Consider the following 17,571-nt stretch of genomic DNA (forward strand, 5'->3'; position numbering starts at 1 on the left):
TTATATGGCGTGCTAGAGACGTCTATTTTATTTGGACAACACATACATATTTTTATAGAGTAGGGTAAAAGAGTGAGTAGTTAAACTACTTGCTCTTTTTTGTGTCTAAAAACACAAAAAAAATGAATTTTTTTACAAAAAATACAAACTTTGTTCTTAATTATTTAGTGATAACGATTACATAACATGTTTTTGAAAAAAAACTTATTTTTTATTGAAATTAGCTTGAATTTTTTGAAAAATCATCATATGATATTAAACATAACATACAATGTAATAAAATCTTACATTTAAACAGGGGGAACGATGAATGAAGAAGGTGGAAGCAATTATCCGTCCAGAAAAGTTTCAATCGTTACGTGAGAAGTTAGAAGAAGTGGGGATTAACGGTTTAACCGTTTCAGAAGTTGCGGGTTGTGGTCAACAAAAGGGAGAGCAAGGGTTGTTTCGAGGTCAGAGCTTCGAAATTAAACTCGTTCCTAAAGTGAAGGTTGAAATGGTCGTAGAAGCAGAACATGTTGATGAAATTATCAAAATCGTTCAATCTACTTGCTCAACAAACCAAATTGGTGACGGTAAGATTTTTGTCTATTCAGTTGAAGATGCGGTTCGTATTCGCACAGGCGAAGTGGGTTTACAAGCGATATTATAAAAACAGTGTGAAAGGATGATCATTGTATGAAGAAGAAAATAGGTACCTTATTAATGTTAGGTTTGTTGACATCGACAACAGCTTACGCGGCAGATCCAACGGTAGAATCGGTCAGCGCTTCGGTTGATATGATGTGGGTCATGTTTGGAGCGGTGTTAGTATTCTTGATGCATGCCGGCTTTGCCATGGTAGAGACAGGTTTTACACGTTCTAAAAACGCATTAAACATCTTGATGAAAAATATGCTAACAGTGGCAATTTCGTCGGTCTTATATTTTGTTATTGGTTTCGCTTTAATGTTTGGAGATTCAAGCGGCGGCTTTATTGGAACAAGTGGCTTTTTCTTAAATGGTCAAAGCGATCAAATGAGTTTCTTTGTATTCCAAATTGTATTTGCTGCTACATGTGCAACAATTATCTCAGGTGCTGTTGCAGAGCGTATGAAGCTATCAAGCTACATGTTGTTAACGATTGCGATGGTAGCCGTTATTTATCCAGTTGTAGGCCACTGGATCTGGGGTGGTGGCTGGTTATCGGAACTAGGATTTGTGGACTTTGCAGGTTCCACGGTTGTTCACTTAACAGGTGCATTAGGAGCGGTTGTTGCAGTTTCATTTTTAGGAGCGCGTCTTGGTAAATACGGTAAAGATGGTTCTGTAAATGCAATTCAAGGACATAACATCCCTCTTGGAGCGTTAGGTGTATTCATTTTATGGTTTGGCTGGTTTGGATTTAATGGTGGAAGTACACTGGCTGCTGATCCATCATTAGTGCCTTCAATTATTGCCACAACGTTAATGTCAGCATCTTGTGGAGTATTATCTTCAGCACTTTATACGAAATTACGTTACAAGCGCATTGATGCAAGCTTAACGTTAAACGGTGCTTTGGCTGGGTTAGTTGGTATTACAGCAGGAACAGCAAATGTATCTATTCCAGGTGCAATCGTGATAGGTTTAATCTCTGGTGTAATCCTTGTTGAAGCTGTTAATATTATTGATAGTAAAATGAAGTTGGATGATCCCGTTGGAGCGATTACAGTTCATGGCGTATGTGGAATTTGGGGAACATTAGCAGTTGGGTTATTCGATACAGCAAATGGATTATTTTATGGTGGAGGCGCTCAATTACTTGGAGTTCAAGCGATTGGTATTCTAGCAGTTATGGCTTGGACAATGGGGACAGTTGGAATTTTCTTATTCGTCTTAACGAGAATTACATCCATTCGTGTATCAAGCGAAGAAGAAATTGCTGGTTTAGATTTCGCAGAGCATGGCTCATCAGCTTACGAATTTCGTGAAAACTTATTATCTAAAGGAAGTGCAGATATCAATCCGGAATTTGGATTAGGGCTAATTGATCGCTTGAACAGCGTCGGAAAAAGCTCTAGTAAAGTAAATAGCGGTGTTAAAGAATCGGTTTAGAAAGATATTAAGAGGCTGGGACATAAGTAATTCAGCCAATGATAAACCTGAACGATTGAGAGTTTCTCACTTTTAATCGTTCAGGTTTTTTGTTGATTGTGAAAACAATGTTGGAAACAGGGTGGAATGGAGCGTAGGACACTCGACTCCTGCGGGAAAGAGAAGGAAAACGGAGATCCCGCAGCGCAGCGAGGAAGCTCAGGTTCCTCCCCGCGGAAAGCGAGTGGCCGCAGCGCAATGGAACGAACGTGTTCAGACAAACCAAAAAGATTGGAACAGCTATTGTTCGTCTCTTAGAAGCAATCATTTTGTTATGTCCCAAACTCTTTTTTTATTGTGTTAATTAAGAGGGGATAAGAAAGCGTTGAGTTTAATTGTCAAAAGCGATACTCTAGAGGAAAGGCTCTATGACAGGGGAGATGAGGATTGGGGAGAAAAGTTATTAGCTTACTGTTAGGTTTGCTGTTTGTTAGCTTTATTCCGGTACAAGCCGATGCAAGAGAATCAATTAAAGATGAAATTATGTACTATGTAATGGTAAATCGTTTTCAAAATGGAGACGAGAGCAATGATGTAAAAATAGACTATAATAATCCTTTTAGCTTTTACGGTGGAGACATAAAAGGATTGGAAAATCGAATTCCGTATATAAAAGATATGGGGTTTACAACCATTATTATCACGCCAATTTTCAAGAATGATGAACGTGGATATCATGGTTATAACGTTATCGATCATTATCAAATGGATGAACGCTTTGGAACCTTTCCACAATTGAAGGAATTTATCAAACAAGCTCATAAAGAAGACATGAAAGTGGTCATGGAGCTGCCTGTAACGGTCAGCAAGAAGCATCCTATGCTAGAAGATTTGAGTAAGGAGCAGTGGTTTACCGAGCAAGGAGAACGTGTAGAGCTACAAGTCAAGCAACCGGATGTGCAGAAGTACATAGAAGAAGTTGGAGAATGGTGGATTGAACAAACAAACTTAGATGGCTATTACTTTGCGGGTGTCGATGATTTTCCAGCAGCGTTTGTAAATCGGCTATCCCAGCAATTTCATAATAAGAAAGCAGGCTTTTATTTAATTGGTGAAGGTACGAAAGATTCCGATATAGAATCTCTCTCATGGGATTTATTTGTCAACCAAAAGCAGTCTAATGCACAGACTCAACAATTAAGTAAAGGTGGTGCACTTCCTCAGTTAAGTTATTATTCAAACGAAGCGAGCGGTACGTTCTTAGACAATCCTCGTACTGAGCGTTTTACACGAACCGTACTAGATGCTAAGGAACACCCGGTGGTACGAACCAAACAAGCATTAGCGTATTTGTATTTGTCTTCTTCTGTGCCGATTGTTTATTATGGTACGGAAATTGCGCTAGATGGTGGAAAAGGAAGCGATGCACATCGGCTCATGAACTTTCAATCGAACCCTGAAATTATTGAGTATCTCACAAAGTTGGCAGGCGTGAGAGCTGAGCTTTTGTCCGTTCGCCAAGGAGATGTCACTCAGCTTTCAGATGATAAAGGAATGGGCGTGTACCTTCATAAAAGTAAGGGTGAAAAAACGTTGTTTGTTATAAATAATGATTCTCGCGTGCAAGTTGCTCAAATAGAAGAAAAAGAAATAGGTGAAGATCAAGAGTTGAGAGGTCTTATAGAAGGTGGCATCATTCGGTCTCAAGGTGGACAATATCATATTCAGTTAGATTCAGATTCTTCGAATATATATCGAATAGCTGAAGATAAAGGAGTTAATATATGGTATATTAGTATGATGGTTTTTGTTTATGGAGGCTTTTTGATTTTTTTGATTGCTGCTTCTAAAAAAAGAAAAAAAGGTAAGTTAATCAATGCTGAAAAACAATAGGATTTTCGATCGTTTGATGATACTATTTGACTATAAAATGTCAGCGCTATCAAGTAATGGAGAGATGATCATATAGGAGGGGACATGCGGTGAGCGTAACAATAAAAGATGTAGCAAATTTAGCAAAGGTAGCTCCTTCTACAGTCTCACGCGTAATTGCAAATAGTTCAAGAATTAGTGAGAAAACAAAACAACGAGTACGCGCAGCGATGGAAGAATTAGGATACCACCCTAATATTATTGCTCGTAACTTAGCTAATAAAACAACAGAAGCAATTGGTATAGTTATGCCAAGTTCTGCTGGGAACGTTTTTCAAAATCCATTTTTCCCAGAAGTACTGCGTGGAATCAGTACAGGTGCTCATGAAAAAAAGCGAGCTATATATATGTCAACCGGTGAAGCAGAATCAGAAATTTTAAGAGAAGTAATGCAAATGGTACAAGGGAGAAGAGTAGACGGGCTGATTCTCTTATATTCTAAAATTGATGATCCGGTATTAGCATATTTAAAAGAACAAAACATTCCATTTGTCGTAGTGGGAAAACCGTTCAAAGATAGTGAGTATATCACATATGTAGACAACGATAATTTCAAAGCCGGGAAAGAAGCAACAGAATACCTAATTGAACTGGGGCATAACCGAATTGCGTTTATTGGAGGTAGTTTGGACCTTGTTGTAACGATTGATCGTTTAACAGGTTACGATAAAGCAATACAAGGAGCTGGGATTGCTTACCGTAGTGAATATGTCATTCATGAAGAATTTCTACAAGAAGGTGGAAAAGAAGCTGTTTGTGAGCTATTAAGCTTAGAGGAACGACCAACTGCTCTCGTTGTAGCAGATGATTTAATGGCTTTAGGTGTACTCAATACTCTTGATGCAATTGGAATTTCAGTTCCGGAAGATATGTCGATTATTAGTTTTAATAATGTATTAATTGCTGAAATGGCAAGACCTGCACTCACATCAATTGATATTAATATTTTTGAATTAGGATATCAGGCTGTACGTAGCTTGACGAAAAAAATCGAAGCTTCTTCTCAACCAATTGAAAGTATTCGCATTCCACATTCAATTGTGACAAGGCAATCGTGTAAAAAGCGGTAATGAGTAGAAAACGACTGTATATGTGTATATACGGTCGTTTTTTTATTAATCAAACGTTTGTTTAAATACCAAAAACCCTGTGGGAGTGAGGGTGCATAAGGTTACGCAAAATAATTTTGCTTATTGATAGATATTTCTTTTGCGTGCAAATATTTTTTGCTATTGGTCGGAGCTGAATTTCTTGAAAAATAAGAAAAAAACGGAGATACGCATGTTGGCATCAATCTTGCAATAAAGATTAGTGAGTAGAAAAGTCAACTTTAGGAGGTATTTACATGGTGCGTACATATCAACATGAACCATTTACTAATTTTAAAGATGAAAAGAATCAAGAGCTATTTCAAGAGGCTTTATCATACGTGAATACACAATTAGGAAAAACATACCCTCTCATCATTAACGGTGAGCGTATTGAAACGGATGAAAAAACAACGTCTATTAACCCTTCAAATAAGAAAGAAGTAATCGGCTACGTGTCATTAGCAAATCAAGAGCTAGCTGAAAAAGCAATGAATGCTGCGTTAGAAGCTTTTGTAGATTGGAAAAAATGGAAAGCTGAAGACCGAGCAAATATTTTGTTCCGTGCAGCAGCAATGCTAAGACGCCGAAAGCATGAGTTTTCTGCCTATCTAGTCAAAGAAGCTGGGAAGCCTTGGAACGAAGCGGATGCAGACACAGCAGAAGCAATTGACTTTATTGAATATTATGGAAGGCAAATGCTAGAGCTTACAAAAGGGCAGCCAGTTAATAGTCGTCCAGGCGAATATAATCAATATAACTATGTTCCGTTAGGGGTAGGGGTCATCATTTCACCTTTTAACTTCCCGCTTGCAATTATGGCTGGAACAGCAATTGCGGCCATTGTAACTGGCAATACCATTCTATTAAAACCAGCTGATGCAACGCCCGTTGTTGCAGCCAAGTTTGTAGAGCTCATGGAAGAAGCAGGTTTACCGAAAGGTGTCCTTAACTTTATTCCTGGTAAAGGATCTATTATTGGAGATTATTTAGTTGAGCATCCAAAAACAAGATTTGTTTCGTTTACAGGTTCTCGAGAAGTAGGATGTCGTATTTATGAACGCGCAGCAAAAGTACAGTCAGGCCAAATTTGGCTAAAGCGTGTGATTGCAGAAATGGGTGGCAAGGATACTGTGTTGGTTGACCGCGATGCTGATTTAGAGTTAGCTGCTTCATCCATCGTTTACTCTGCTTTTGGCTTTTCTGGTCAAAAGTGTTCAGCAGGATCAAGAGCAGTTATTCATGAAGACGTATATGATGAGGTCGTCGAAAAGATTGTCTCCTTAACAAAAACATTAAAAGTAGGGAATCCAGAAAGCGTAGATACGTACATGGGACCGGTTATTCACCAAGCGTCGTTTGATAAAATTATGAAATATATTGAGATTGGTAGAACAGAAGGAGATTTATTAGTAGGAGGGGAAGGGGATTCATCTAACGGTTTCTTCGTCCAGCCAACTGTGTTTGGGAATATACATCAAGATGCTCGCTTGATGAAGGAAGAAATCTTCGGGCCTGTTGTAGCGGTTTGTAAAGCGAGAGATTTTGATCATATGTTAGAAATTGCGAACAACACGGATTATGGATTAACAGGCGCAGTCCTATCAAATACACGCGCTAATATTGAGCGTGCGCGTGAAGAATTTCATGTCGGAAACTTATATTTTAATAGAGGGTGCACGGGAGCGATTGTTGGTTACCAACCATTTGGTGGATTCAATATGTCGGGTACTGATTCAAAAGCTGGTGGTCCTGATTATTTACTGCTTCATATGCAAGCAAAAACAACATCTGAAATGTTCTAATAATATACGTAAAATAAAACGAAGGAGGATGACTTAAATGGTACAGGTAAAACAAACAGACACAATTATTCAACAAACGGAAAGGTTCGGAGCAAACAATTATCATCCACTACCAATTGTTATTGAAAAAGCAGAAGGAGTGTGGGTGCATGACCCAGAAAACAATAAATATATGGATATGCTAAGCGCGTATTCAGCAGTGAACCAAGGTCATCGTCATCCTAAGATTATTGAGGCACTAAAGTGCCAAGCAGATAAAGTTACGTTAACGTCACGCGCTTTTCACAATGATCAGTTAGGTCCATGGTATGAAAAAATTTGCAAAATGACAAATAAAAATATGGCATTGCCGATGAATACGGGAGCTGAAGCGGTTGAAACAGCAGTTAAAGCTGCTCGTCGCTGGGCGTATGATATAAAAGGCGTTGCGGAAGATCAAGCGCAAATTATCGCTTGTGAAGGAAATTTCCACGGCCGTACAATGACAGCTGTTTCGTTATCATCAGAAGCGGAGTATAAACGAGGATTCGGTCCAATGCTACCTGGAATTAAGATAATTTCATATGGTGATTTAGAAGCTTTGAAAACTGCCATTACACCAAATACAGCAGCATTTCTTATTGAACCCATCCAAGGTGAAGCAGGGATAGTACTTCCACCAGAAGGATTCTTAAAAGCTGCTTTTGAACTTTGTAAAGAAAATAATGTACTCTTCATTGCAGATGAAATTCAAGTGGGGCTGGCTCGTACTGGAAAGTTATTTGCTTACGAGTGGGAAGGTTTTGAGCCTGATATGCTGATTTTAGGAAAAGCATTAGGGGGAGGCGTATTCCCAATTTCATGCGTTGTTGCAAACGATGATATTCTAGGTGTATTTAATCCAGGGTCGCATGGTTCTACGTTTGGAGGAAACCCACTTGCTTGTGCTGTTTCCCTAGCATCGCTAGAAGTGATTGAAGAAGAAGAGTTAGCAAAGCGCTCATTGGAATTAGGTAATTACTTCAAAGAAGAGCTCAGCAAAATTGGAAACCCGATTATTAAAGAAGTTCGAGGTCGTGGTCTATTTATTGGTGTAGAGCTATACGAAGCAGCTCGACCATATTGTGAAAAGTTAAAAGCAGAAGGACTTTTATGTAAAGAAACGCATCACACAGTTATTCGATTTGCTCCACCGCTCACGATTTCGAAAGAAGAGCTTGATTGGGCAATTGAGCGAATTCAAAAAGTATTTCATATCTAAAAAGCCCAGTCGTACGGTGTTACATCGTGCGACTGAGCTTTTTTACGATAGAAGGAGATGTTGATAATATGTATGAACAACTTGTTCATTTGTCATTGGAACAAAAAGTGGAGCTGCTCACAAAAACATTGGTGAAAATCGAAAGCGTCAACGGAACAGAAGGAGAGGAGAAGCTTGCTGAATTTGTAAAAGAGTTACTTCAAACATTTCCTTATTTTATTGAAAACCCCCATCACCTATGGGTACAAAGCGTTCCTCAAGATCCCGTGAATCGAAAAAATATCTTTGCATTTGTGAAAGGTAAAAAGCAATCGGCAAAAACCATTGTGTACCATGCACATTTAGATACGGTGGGGGTAGATGATTATGGACACCTTAAGCACATTGCATACGATGCTGATGAATTAAAGACATATTTTATGATTCAGCAAAAGGATGCAGAAGTTCAAGTTGATGCAGCATCTGGTGACTGGCTATTTGGTCGTGGGGCCCTTGATATGAAAAGTGGGATTGCAGTTCATCTTGTTAACACTCTTTACTTTACGGAAAGAATTAAGGAGCTCGAAGGAAATGTATTATTGGTCATTAATGGGGATGAAGAAAGTGAGCACCGAGGAATCTTAGCTGCTGTTAAAGAGTTGAAACGAGTGAAAGCAGAGTATCAGCTAGACTACGTAACGGCCATTAACAATGACTTCATTGCGCCTTTGTATGAAGGAGATCAAACACGCTATCTCTATACGGGTACGGCTGGAAAGGTATTGCCATGCTTTTACATTCATGGTCGTACGGTGCACGTAGGCGATACGCTGCTAGGAATTGATCCAAATGTGATTGCCTCTGAGCTGACGCGAAGTATTCATAATAATATGAGCTTAGCAGAAGAGCTTGAAGGTGAAATGATTTTACCACCGACTTGTTTGTACCAGAGAGATGGAAAAGACGCATATAATGTGCAGACGGCTGTATATACGCATTTGTACTTTAATTATTTTATGTATGAAAAGAAAATCAATGAAGTAACGAATGAATTGTTGAAAGTGGCACGTCAAGCATGTAAAGAGGTTGAACATAGGCTTGCTCATGCGTATGAAGATTTTTGTAGAAGAGCACAATTGCCTAATCGCACCCTGTCATTTGAGGTAGAAGTCGTTACGTTACACCAGTACCTTCTAGACTTACAAATACAAGGCATTGATCCGCGCTCTCATATCGAGCAAACGCTAATTAAATATGAGTCGTTAGAAGCTCGAATGAAAGCTTTTAAACTAGTAGAAGCACTTCAAGCTTTGGATGCTTCTCATAAGCCTCGAGTGATTTTGTTTTATGCACCACCTTATTTACCGCATAATCACGTAGACGTAAGCACTGAGAAAGGGCATGAACTTGTGAACGTGATACATGCTTGTGTGGAAAAGTTCACTTCTGAAACGAATGAGAAATTCGAAGTGCGAAAGTTTTTTCCTTATTTATCTGATGGAAGTTTTTTATCATTTTCAGAAACGCAAGAAGAAATACAGTCTTTCACGAGGAATTTTCCAGGTTGGGAGTTTGATCAAACCCTCCCATTTCAAGAAATTAAGGATTTAGACATTCCATCTATCAACCTTGGCGTATACGGAAAAGATGGTCATAAATGGACGGAAAGAGTCTATAAGCCTTATTCATTTAAGATTTTACCTCAGTTCATCCAGCATGTGACAACGGAGCTATTGAAGACGAAATAAGGCAAAAGCCTTATTTCGTTATATTCAAACGGCGCATCCGATATTGTAAGCTCTGTCTACTCATTCCTAGTGCCTTAGCTGTCTGTGAAATGTTATCTTCATGGTGTTCTAGCGCCTCTTTAATACAGTGAGCTTCAAACTGTAAAAGCTGTTTTTTCAAAGGGACATAGGCTTGATCTTCATTCCGTACCTGGCTTATCACTTTGGTATTAACAGGGGGAAGGAAGCGGTTTTGATATTGAAATGGCAAGTGATGATAATGAATTTCCTCCTCACCAATCATGAGATTCATCGCGCCTTCAATGACATGTTCTAACTCTCTAACGTTACCTGGCCACTCGTATTGTGAAAAAGACGACATGACTCGTTCATCAATTCCCATTACCTCCATTTGAAAGCGATCGTTGTATTTTTGAATAAATGTTTGAACAAGCTCTGGGATATCTTCTTTACGCTCTCTTAGAGGAGGAATCTGTAGCGTAACGACCCCTAAGCGATAGTATAAGTCTTTTCGCAATCGGTTTTCGTTAATAGCGTCAATGGGATCTTCGTTCATATTAGCGATAATGCGAACATCTATCGTTCTTTCTTTCGTGTCACCAATGCGACGAATCGTTTTTTCCTGCAAAACACGAAGCAGCTTTGCTTGAAGATTTGTAGGAAGCGAATTTATTTCATCTAACAGCAGTGTTCCTCCATTAGCTTGTTCAAAAAGTCCAGGCTGGTCTGCTGAGCCCGTAAAAGCACCACGCACTGTGCCGAAAAGAAGACTTTCCATTAAGGTATCTGGAATTGCTGCGCAGTTTTGTGAAATAAACGGTTTAGCTGATCGACTGCTTCCATTATGTATGCTTTGAGCAAATAACTCTTTCCCGGTGCCTGTGTCACCTACAATCAAAACGGATGAAGGAGTGCGCGTGGCTCGTTTAGCGATATTCACTACATCTTGAATAGCGGTACTGCTACCGATGATCTGCTCAAACGTCACCATTTTTGACTCTCGGTGTCGGTTGTTTTCGCGGATGAGCTTTTCAAGTTGAGTTACATCTTTCGCAATTTCAACCGCCCCTTTAATTTTTCCATCATCAATAATTGGAAAGGTATTATTGATTGTAGTAATTTCCTTTCCTTTATTGTTAAAGTACGTTTGCTTGACATTAATGGTTGTTTTACCCTCACGTAGAGCTTTGACAAGCGTACTTTCTTGATTATCTTGGAACATGAAGACATCAAGCAAGTTCTTATGAAGCACATCATGTTTTTCCATTGATTCCATTTTCATCATTTGTTCATTATAAATAATGGTTGTACCATGTTCATCAATTGCATGAATACCAGCATCAACTTCATTAATGATTTTTTCAAAGATGGACTGAACCAGCGGTGTAGAATAGTTAGACTTTGTCATTTCCTCAATCCCCTTTAAAGCAGCATCTTATCATTTATTATTTAAGCAGATATGTCTTTTATATGCAAAAAAGAAGAAGCTGTAGGGAAATCTACAGCTTCAGTAACGTATTATCCATTTACAATGGTTCCACCGTTTATATGGATAACTTGTCCAGATATATAGGATGAATCGTTGCTTGCTAAAAATACATAAGCAGGTCCAAGCTCAGAAGGCTGGCCAGCACGCTGCATCGGCGTATCTGCACCAAATGAAGCTACTTGTTGTTCATCAAAGGTTGAAGGGATAAGAGGTGTCCAAATAGGTCCAGGAGCAACACCATTTACTCGAATACCTTTCGCAGCTAATGATGCTGACAACGAGCGCGTAAATGATACAATGGCTCCTTTTGTTGATGAATAATCAATAAGCTGATCGTGACCATGGTAAGCAGTCACAGATGTTGTATTGATAATAGAACTTCCTTTTTTTAAGTGAGGCATCGCTGCTTTTGTAAAATAAAAAAATGAGAAAATATTTGTTTGAAATGTTCGCTGCAGCTGCTCAGCACTAATCTGTGTAATATCTTTTTGAGGGTGCTGCTCAGCAGCGTTATTTACTAAGATATCAAGCTGTCCAAATTTCTCAACGGTTTCATGAACTACTTTTTCACAAAACGGCTCTTCACCAATGTCTCCAGAAAGAGCTAAGCATGATACACCATATTCTTCAATGGTCTTCTTCGTTTCATCTGCGTCGTCATGCTCATCTAAATACGTAATAACAATATTGGCGCCTTCCTTTGCGAAATGATACGCAACTGAACGTCCAATACCGCTGTCACCGCCTGTAATAATCGCTACTTTTCCAGAAAGTTTTCCACTAGCTTTGTATTCCGGCTCAATCGCAGTTGGTTTTGGGTTCATTTCTGATTCAATGCCAGGTTGTTTTTGCTGATGTTGTGGGGGAAAGGTTTGTTTTTGCTGTTGTTGACTCATTTGCTTATACACTCCTTTAAAAGTAATTGATGATATAGAATGTAAATAGTATGCGTGGTGCTAGAATAAGTATGCATAAAGGAAAAAAAGACCAATAGCATAGCTACTGGTCTTTACCCTTAACAATAATGAATAAACTTAGCGGTAATTAATAAACTGCACGTCAATTGACAAATCCGCTTCTTTAATCGCTGCGATTACTTGCTGTAGGTCATCCCGGCTTTTAGCGCTTACGCGAAGCTGATTATCTTGAATTTGGCTCTTTACTTTTAAACCGCTTTTTTGATTAAATTATTAATTTTTTTAGCATTTTCTTTATCGATACCTTGAATCAGTTTACCGCGCTGGCGGACCGTACCGCCTGAAGCGTTCTCAACTTTTCCATATTCAATGTTCTTTGTTGGTACACCGCGCTTAATTAATTTTGAAACCATAACATCTTTTAGCTGCTCTAGCTTAAACTCATCGTCGGAAATTAATACAAGCTCTTCTTTATCGACAGAAATGTCGCTTTTACTTCCTTTAAAATCATAGCGGTTTCGAATTTCTTTTAAAGCCATTGTAATTCCGTTTGTTACTTCTTGTAAGTCAACCTGTGATACTACGTCAAATGAGCTATCTTTTGCCATAGAATCCTCCTTGTTTTTTTCTTTAATTATAAATAAAACGAAAAGGGGATACAACTGATATTGAACAAGCATCTTGAAATTGATACAATACAATTTTGAACGTTTGTTTTCATAATGTAGAATCAATGATGATAATACAATTTGATCATAAAAGAAATAAAGGAACTTCACATAAAGGATGGATAAAAAATGAGTAGAGTAGAACCAGGCCAAAGAGCATATTTGACTGTAAGTCGTGAAACGCCGATGGGATATATGCTTGACAGTGAAGATGGAGAAATCCTTCTTCATAAAAATGAAACAACGCAAGAGCTAGCAGAGCAAGAAGAAGTAGAAGTGTTTGTATATTTAGATAACCAAAGTCGATTAACTGCTACTATGCATATGCCAGTTGTCGAAGAGGGAACGTATGCGTGGGTCGAAGTAGTTGACGTAAATGATGACTTAGGTGTATTTGTGGATATTGGTATGAGTAAAGATATGCTGATCGGTTCAACGGATCTTCCAGCTTTAGAAAGTCTGTGGCCTGATGTAGGAAACAAGCTTTACTGTACCATGAAAATATCAAAGCATGGAAAAATTTACGGGAAAGTGGCAACAGATGATGTTATGAAAGCAATGGCTAAGCCGGCTCCAAGTCACCTGTTTAATCGTGAAGTCACGGGTCGTATCTATCGCGTGCTACGAGTAGGATCTTTCATTATGACAGAAGAAGGCTACGTTGGATTTATTCATGAATCAGAACGTAAGAAAGAACCGAAGATTGGTGCGCTTGTAACGGGACGCGTTGTGAATGTAAAAGAAGACGGTACACTAAATGTTTCGTTACTACCTCGTAAGCAAGAAAGTATGGATGAAGATGCGCAAGTTCTATACGATTACATGGAAAGCCGCGGAGGCGTTATGCCATTTTGGGATAAAAGTTACCCAGAAGATATTCGCACGCGTTTCAATATGAGTAAAGCAGCGTTTAAGCGCGCATTAGGAAAGCTGATGAAAGAAGACAAGGTTTATCAAGAAGAAGGATGGACATACTTCAAAAAAGATAAATAAAGGCATTACAAAACCGCTTGGAAGCTTCCAAGCGGTTTTGTGATGCCTTTATAGATGATCCGTTTTTTTAGAAAATGAATGTTTTCCTGCTTGTCTATTTCTTTGTTCATGTAGATTCTTTTGTTCTTGCTTTGCTTGATTATCTTTTGCCTTTTTATCGTTATCACTTGTATGAGGCATTCTAACACACACTCCTTTTTAGAACATATCGTTAGATTACCCTTAACTACAAGCATTATTCGATAATTTCGTTTAAAAAGAAAAGAGCAATCGTCCCAGGTCCAGCGTGAGAACCAACGGCAGCTCCAATCATGTTAATTAAAAACGACTTGCAGCCGAATCGCTCTTCAATCAGTGCTTTTAACTGCATAGCTGTTTCTTCATCATCACCGTGGCTAATTGCAATGGTTTGATCAGCTAGATTTTTTGCACCGCGTTCGTCCATGATATCAATCATACGCTTTAACACTTTCTTGCGCCCTCTTAATTTTTCAATTGGAACAAGTTTACCATCTTCAACATGTAATAAAGGCTTGATATTTAGCAATCCTCCAACAAATGCAGAAGCTTTGCTTACGCGTCCGCCTTGTGCAAGAAAATCAAGGTCGTCTACAGTAAAGATATGCTCCATGCTAGACGCATATTGTCTTGTTTTAGATACAAGTTCTTTAAAGTTGAGACCAGCTGCCAGCTGTTGAACAGCATAGTGTACAACAAGACCTTGCCCAAGAGACGCACATTTTGTATCAATAATTTCTAACTCGAAGTTAGGGTATGTTTCCAATAGTTCGTTTTTGACCATCACAGCCGTTTGGTAGGTTCCTGAGAGTTCAGAAGAAAATGCAATATAAATACATTGCTCACCTGATTTAGCCAACTCTTCAAATGTTTCATATACAGTAGCTGGAGCAGCTTGAGATGTTTTCGGCATTGCTCCTTCTCGAATGGCTTCGTATACTTCTGCAGGATTAATTGTTTCTAAATCTAAATATTCCGTGTCGCGTAAATGAACGCGAAGAGGAAGCAATGAAACGTTATTTTCTTTGAAAAAAGAACAAGGTAAGTCACTAGCACTATCTGTTAAAATTTTTATTGACATAAATGTCACCTTCCTACTACATTTATCTAAGCGTTTATTTTTTTACGGTTTGATGAAAAGAAAATAAATACAATAATAATACTAGTGTATAAGCACTGAGGAAAAAATACAATTTATGAATAATTTTTTTATGAAATAAAAATGTTCATACTATAAAAAAAGAATGAGCAAATACTACATGTATACATAAGTTTGGAGGTTTGAAACGATTGAACAAGTGGCTGGAAGTCAAAAAAATTATTGTTGTTACAGTTGGTGCTTTATTAAACGCAGTTGCTTTAAACTTATTTCTAATTCCAGCGAATGTTTATTCCAGTGGATTTACAGGAGTCGCCCAATTAATTTCAAGCGTTGTAACTGACTATACGCCGTTTACAATTTCCACAGGTATTTTGCTGCTTTTATTAAACATTCCCGTAACAATTTTAGGATGGAAAAAGGTAGGTAAGACGTTTACGATTTATAGCTTTTATAGCGTTTTAGCTACAACGGTGTTTTTAGAGTTTGTACCGATTGAAGCTTTATCTCAAGACATCATTTTAAACGCGGTATTTGGAGGAGTCATTTTAGCTGTAGGAGTAGGAATTACGCTGAAGTTTGGTGCTTCAACAGGAGGATTAGACATCATTGCTATGGTGTTGTCCCGTATGAAAGATAAGCCAATCGGTGGCTATTTATTTACGTTAAATGCTGTCATTATTGCAGCTGCAGGTCTGTTATATGGGGCTGAAAAATCGTTATATACGCTCGTTGCCTTATATACAACGACTCGAGTCATCGATGTTATTCATACGCGTCACGTGAAAGTGACAGCGATGATTGTAACCAAAAAAGGCGAGGAGCTTAGAAAAGCCATTCATTCCAAGTTGGTACGAGGTATCACCGCTGTTCCTGCAAAAGGTGGTTTTACAAATGAAGAAAAAGAAATGCTAATGATTGTTTTGACAAGATATGAGCTTTTTGATTTAGAAAAAACTATTAAAGACGTCGATCCTCATGCGTTTACGAATATTGTACAAACGACAGGCATATTCGGGTTATTTCGCAAAGAAGAATAAAAGCAAAAGCACGCTGCAATACATAGCGTGCTTTTACTTTTATTAATTCTTTTTTTCTAAATCTTCAGCAAGCTCATGCAGCTGTGCTTGTTCAGATGGAGAGGCATTGTTTTCAATATGAGATAACATATCTTCCGCAATTTCCATCTGACCTGCTGGCGTGTGTGATGAAGCAGCCTGCTTTGTATTATATGTTTGATTTAAAGAATTTTCGAAATGCTGAATTTGCTCCTGTTCTTGAGGTGAAGCATCCGACATCACGGCTTTTAACATTTCGCCTGAAATATCAAGTTCGCCGTTGTGGCTTTTATGATTTTCATGATTTGAAAGACTCTCGCCTTTATGATGCTCAGAGCGATTTGAAACAACATTTTGGATTGTCTCTTTTACTTGTTGAAAAAATGACTGTTTCATACGTTATTGACCTCCATGAGGAGCGTGGCTTTGCTGGGCTTGAAACGCTTCAGCCTCCGCCAGTGTCATATGATAAGGAATACGTTCATCATGCTTTTGTACTGCATCTGCACCTTGTTTGACAAAACGCTTTGATCGATTGCTTCTACCCATCATATCTTCCTCCTCTAAAATAAAGAAAATCGACACTTAACTAAGCGTCGATTATAGTGTGTGCAGCTTTGATGAAAAGATAGCGTAAAAAAATTACCTGTGCTTTCAAAAAATAGTCAAGTTATAAATTTAAGGTCTTTTCCAAATAATAAGCAATACCATTGTCTTCATTTGAAAGGTAGAATGGTTTTATTATCAGCTAATAGCGTGCCGTCTAAATCTAAAGCAATTAAATGTTTTTTGTATTCATACAGTCTCCTTTACACATCTTAATAAGTAATCGAACTTAATTAGTTGGATTTATATATATTAAAAAAGAGCGTAATTCATTCGCTTATTTTCTATCTTACATAAGTTTGTGGAAAGAACAAAGCACAACGTTTGACAGATAGAAATGAGATTGTTACGGTAAAACAATCAAAAAAGAATCTCATATATGAAAGGAGATTGCGACATGGATGAACAATTAAAAGAAAAGATCATGGAATCACTGGAAGAGGTAGTTGACCCTGAACTAGGCGTTGATATTGTAAACTTAGGCCTTGTTTACGACGTAATTATGGAGGAAAACCAAACAGTTGTTGTGACGATGACGTTAACATCAATTGGTTGCCCGTTAGCAGGAGCAATTACAGAAGACGTAAAGAAAAATGTAATCGAGGTAGACGGCGTTGAAAATGTCGAAGTGAATATTACCTTTAACCCTCCATGGGAAAAGGAGAGAATGTCACGATATGCGAAAATCGCATTAGGCATTCAGTGAAGAAAAAGTACTTCAGCTTAAAAGTTGGAGTACTTTTTTTGAATATTATGTAATAAAAATTAATTTGTATGTATATTTAAAACAAAATAATAAACTTCAAAAAAGATAGACTTTTTTTAAATATTCGTTTGATTTTATTTTTATACAGTATTATAATGAGAAATAATTCA

At 38.1% G+C, this 17,571-nt stretch carries 16 protein-coding genes and 1 pseudogene; 10 read left to right on the top strand and 7 right to left on the bottom strand.

Annotated elements, in window-relative coordinates:
• Nucleotides 1-310: 310 nt before the first annotated feature.
• From MKZ18_RS03910 to MKZ18_RS03940, 7 genes are all read left to right on the top strand, one after another.
• On the top strand, nt 311-652 hold the full coding sequence (locus MKZ18_RS03910; RefSeq protein ID WP_061786622.1) for a P-II family nitrogen regulator: 342 nt from the start codon (nt 311-313) through the stop codon (nt 650-652).
• Nucleotides 653-678: 26 nt separating this feature from the next.
• Nucleotides 679-2,076, top strand: a complete 1,398-nt coding sequence (locus tag MKZ18_RS03915) for an ammonium transporter (protein WP_061786621.1) — start codon at nt 679-681, stop codon at nt 2,074-2,076.
• A 426-nt stretch (nt 2,077-2,502) separates the two neighbouring features.
• Nucleotides 2,503-3,948, top strand: coding sequence for an alpha-amylase family glycosyl hydrolase (locus MKZ18_RS03920; protein ID WP_144594082.1), 1,446 nt, complete (start codon nt 2,503-2,505; stop codon nt 3,946-3,948).
• Nucleotides 3,949-4,037: 89 nt separating this feature from the next.
• Nucleotides 4,038-5,057, top strand: a complete 1,020-nt coding sequence (locus MKZ18_RS03925) for a LacI family DNA-binding transcriptional regulator (protein WP_025911880.1) — start codon at nt 4,038-4,040, stop codon at nt 5,055-5,057.
• Between the two features lie 275 nt (nt 5,058-5,332).
• On the top strand, nt 5,333-6,880 hold the full coding sequence (pruA, locus tag MKZ18_RS03930; protein ID WP_061785602.1) for an L-glutamate gamma-semialdehyde dehydrogenase: 1,548 nt from the start codon (nt 5,333-5,335) through the stop codon (nt 6,878-6,880).
• Nucleotides 6,881-6,917: 37 nt separating this feature from the next.
• Complete coding sequence (locus MKZ18_RS03935; RefSeq protein ID WP_025911877.1) at nt 6,918-8,120, top strand: ornithine--oxo-acid transaminase; 1,203 nt, start codon at nt 6,918-6,920, stop codon at nt 8,118-8,120.
• Between the two features lie 68 nt (nt 8,121-8,188).
• A complete protein-coding gene (locus tag MKZ18_RS03940) occupies nt 8,189-9,847 on the top strand; it encodes a M20/M25/M40 family metallo-hydrolase (RefSeq protein WP_144594081.1) in 1,659 nt (552 codons plus the stop codon).
• A 10-nt stretch (nt 9,848-9,857) separates the two neighbouring features.
• Here the strand turns inward: MKZ18_RS03940 and MKZ18_RS03945 are convergent, their stop codons facing one another.
• From MKZ18_RS03945 to MKZ18_RS03955, 3 genes and pseudogenes are all read right to left on the bottom strand, one after another.
• Nucleotides 9,858-11,255, bottom strand: coding sequence for a sigma-54 interaction domain-containing protein (locus tag MKZ18_RS03945; protein ID WP_025911876.1), 1,398 nt, complete (start codon nt 11,253-11,255; stop codon nt 9,858-9,860).
• Nucleotides 11,256-11,365: 110 nt separating this feature from the next.
• The gene (locus MKZ18_RS03950; RefSeq protein WP_061785604.1) at nt 11,366-12,232 is read right to left on the bottom strand and encodes an SDR family oxidoreductase; all 867 of its coding nucleotides are present in this window, start codon (nt 12,230-12,232) and stop codon (nt 11,366-11,368) included.
• Nucleotides 12,233-12,370: 138 nt separating this feature from the next.
• A pseudogene (locus tag MKZ18_RS03955) lies at nt 12,371-12,861 on the bottom strand (YajQ family cyclic di-GMP-binding protein).
• A 189-nt stretch (nt 12,862-13,050) separates the two neighbouring features.
• Here MKZ18_RS03955 and MKZ18_RS03960 point away from each other — a divergent pair.
• On the top strand, nt 13,051-13,914 hold the full coding sequence (locus MKZ18_RS03960; RefSeq protein WP_076513404.1) for a CvfB family protein: 864 nt from the start codon (nt 13,051-13,053) through the stop codon (nt 13,912-13,914).
• Nucleotides 13,915-13,962: 48 nt separating this feature from the next.
• Here MKZ18_RS03960 and MKZ18_RS03965 read toward each other — a convergent pair whose 3' ends face one another.
• Together MKZ18_RS03965 and MKZ18_RS03970 are read right to left on the bottom strand one after the other, a co-directional pair.
• On the bottom strand, nt 13,963-14,094 hold the full coding sequence (locus tag MKZ18_RS03965; RefSeq protein ID WP_076513403.1) for a DUF3941 domain-containing protein: 132 nt from the start codon (nt 14,092-14,094) through the stop codon (nt 13,963-13,965).
• A 55-nt stretch (nt 14,095-14,149) separates the two neighbouring features.
• Nucleotides 14,150-15,013, bottom strand: a complete 864-nt coding sequence (locus MKZ18_RS03970; RefSeq protein ID WP_025911871.1) for a DegV family protein — start codon at nt 15,011-15,013, stop codon at nt 14,150-14,152.
• A 209-nt stretch (nt 15,014-15,222) separates the two neighbouring features.
• Between MKZ18_RS03970 and MKZ18_RS03975 the strand changes: the two genes are divergently transcribed.
• The gene (locus MKZ18_RS03975) at nt 15,223-16,071 is read left to right on the top strand and encodes a YitT family protein (protein WP_061785606.1); all 849 of its coding nucleotides are present in this window, start codon (nt 15,223-15,225) and stop codon (nt 16,069-16,071) included.
• Between the two features lie 42 nt (nt 16,072-16,113).
• Here MKZ18_RS03975 and MKZ18_RS03980 read toward each other — a convergent pair whose 3' ends face one another.
• Both MKZ18_RS03980 and MKZ18_RS03985 read right to left on the bottom strand, forming a co-directional pair.
• Nucleotides 16,114-16,485: a hypothetical protein gene (locus MKZ18_RS03980; protein ID WP_061785607.1), complete on the bottom strand. Its 372-nt coding sequence runs from the start codon at nt 16,483-16,485 to the stop codon at nt 16,114-16,116.
• A gap of 3 nt (nt 16,486-16,488) precedes the next feature.
• Nucleotides 16,489-16,641: a hypothetical protein gene (locus MKZ18_RS03985; RefSeq protein WP_153301193.1), complete on the bottom strand. Its 153-nt coding sequence runs from the start codon at nt 16,639-16,641 to the stop codon at nt 16,489-16,491.
• Between the two features lie 451 nt (nt 16,642-17,092).
• Here MKZ18_RS03985 and MKZ18_RS03990 point away from each other — a divergent pair, with 451 nt between their 5' ends.
• Nucleotides 17,093-17,401 carry a metal-sulfur cluster assembly factor gene (locus tag MKZ18_RS03990; protein ID WP_025908185.1) on the top strand — a complete coding sequence of 103 codons (309 nt, stop codon included), beginning with the start codon at nt 17,093-17,095 and terminating at the stop codon, nt 17,399-17,401.
• The last annotated feature ends 170 nt before the right edge of the window (nt 17,402-17,571 follow it).

This window comes from Priestia sp. FSL W8-0001 (genome assembly GCF_038050335.1).
GTDB classification, from domain to species: domain Bacteria; phylum Bacillota; class Bacilli; order Bacillales; family Bacillaceae_H; genus Priestia; species Priestia flexa.

What these genes read in the sequence shown, in the direction of transcription:
- MKZ18_RS03910 (WP_061786622.1), top strand. Translation starts at nt 311, where the DNA reads ATGAAGAAGGTGGAAGCAATTATCCGTCCAGAAAAGTTTCAATCGTTA.
- MKZ18_RS03915 (WP_061786621.1), top strand. Translation starts at nt 679, where the DNA reads ATGAAGAAGAAAATAGGTACCTTATTAATGTTAGGTTTGTTGACATCG.
- pruA (WP_061785602.1), top strand. Translation starts at nt 5,333, where the DNA reads ATGGTGCGTACATATCAACATGAACCATTTACTAATTTTAAAGATGAA.
- MKZ18_RS03935 (WP_025911877.1), top strand. Translation starts at nt 6,918, where the DNA reads ATGGTACAGGTAAAACAAACAGACACAATTATTCAACAAACGGAAAGG.
- MKZ18_RS03940 (WP_144594081.1), top strand. Translation starts at nt 8,189, where the DNA reads ATGTATGAACAACTTGTTCATTTGTCATTGGAACAAAAAGTGGAGCTG.
- MKZ18_RS03945 (WP_025911876.1), bottom strand. Translation starts at nt 11,255, where the DNA reads ATGACAAAGTCTAACTATTCTACACCGCTGGTTCAGTCCATCTTTGAA.
- MKZ18_RS03950 (WP_061785604.1), bottom strand. Translation starts at nt 12,232, where the DNA reads ATGAGTCAACAACAGCAAAAACAAACCTTTCCCCCACAACATCAGCAA.
- MKZ18_RS03960 (WP_076513404.1), top strand. Translation starts at nt 13,051, where the DNA reads ATGAGTAGAGTAGAACCAGGCCAAAGAGCATATTTGACTGTAAGTCGT.
- MKZ18_RS03965 (WP_076513403.1), bottom strand. Translation starts at nt 14,094, where the DNA reads ATGCCTCATACAAGTGATAACGATAAAAAGGCAAAAGATAATCAAGCA.
- MKZ18_RS03970 (WP_025911871.1), bottom strand. Translation starts at nt 15,013, where the DNA reads ATGTCAATAAAAATTTTAACAGATAGTGCTAGTGACTTACCTTGTTCT.
- MKZ18_RS03980 (WP_061785607.1), bottom strand. Translation starts at nt 16,485, where the DNA reads ATGAAACAGTCATTTTTTCAACAAGTAAAAGAGACAATCCAAAATGTT.
- MKZ18_RS03985 (WP_153301193.1), bottom strand. Translation starts at nt 16,641, where the DNA reads ATGATGGGTAGAAGCAATCGATCAAAGCGTTTTGTCAAACAAGGTGCA.
- MKZ18_RS03990 (WP_025908185.1), top strand. Translation starts at nt 17,093, where the DNA reads ATGGATGAACAATTAAAAGAAAAGATCATGGAATCACTGGAAGAGGTA.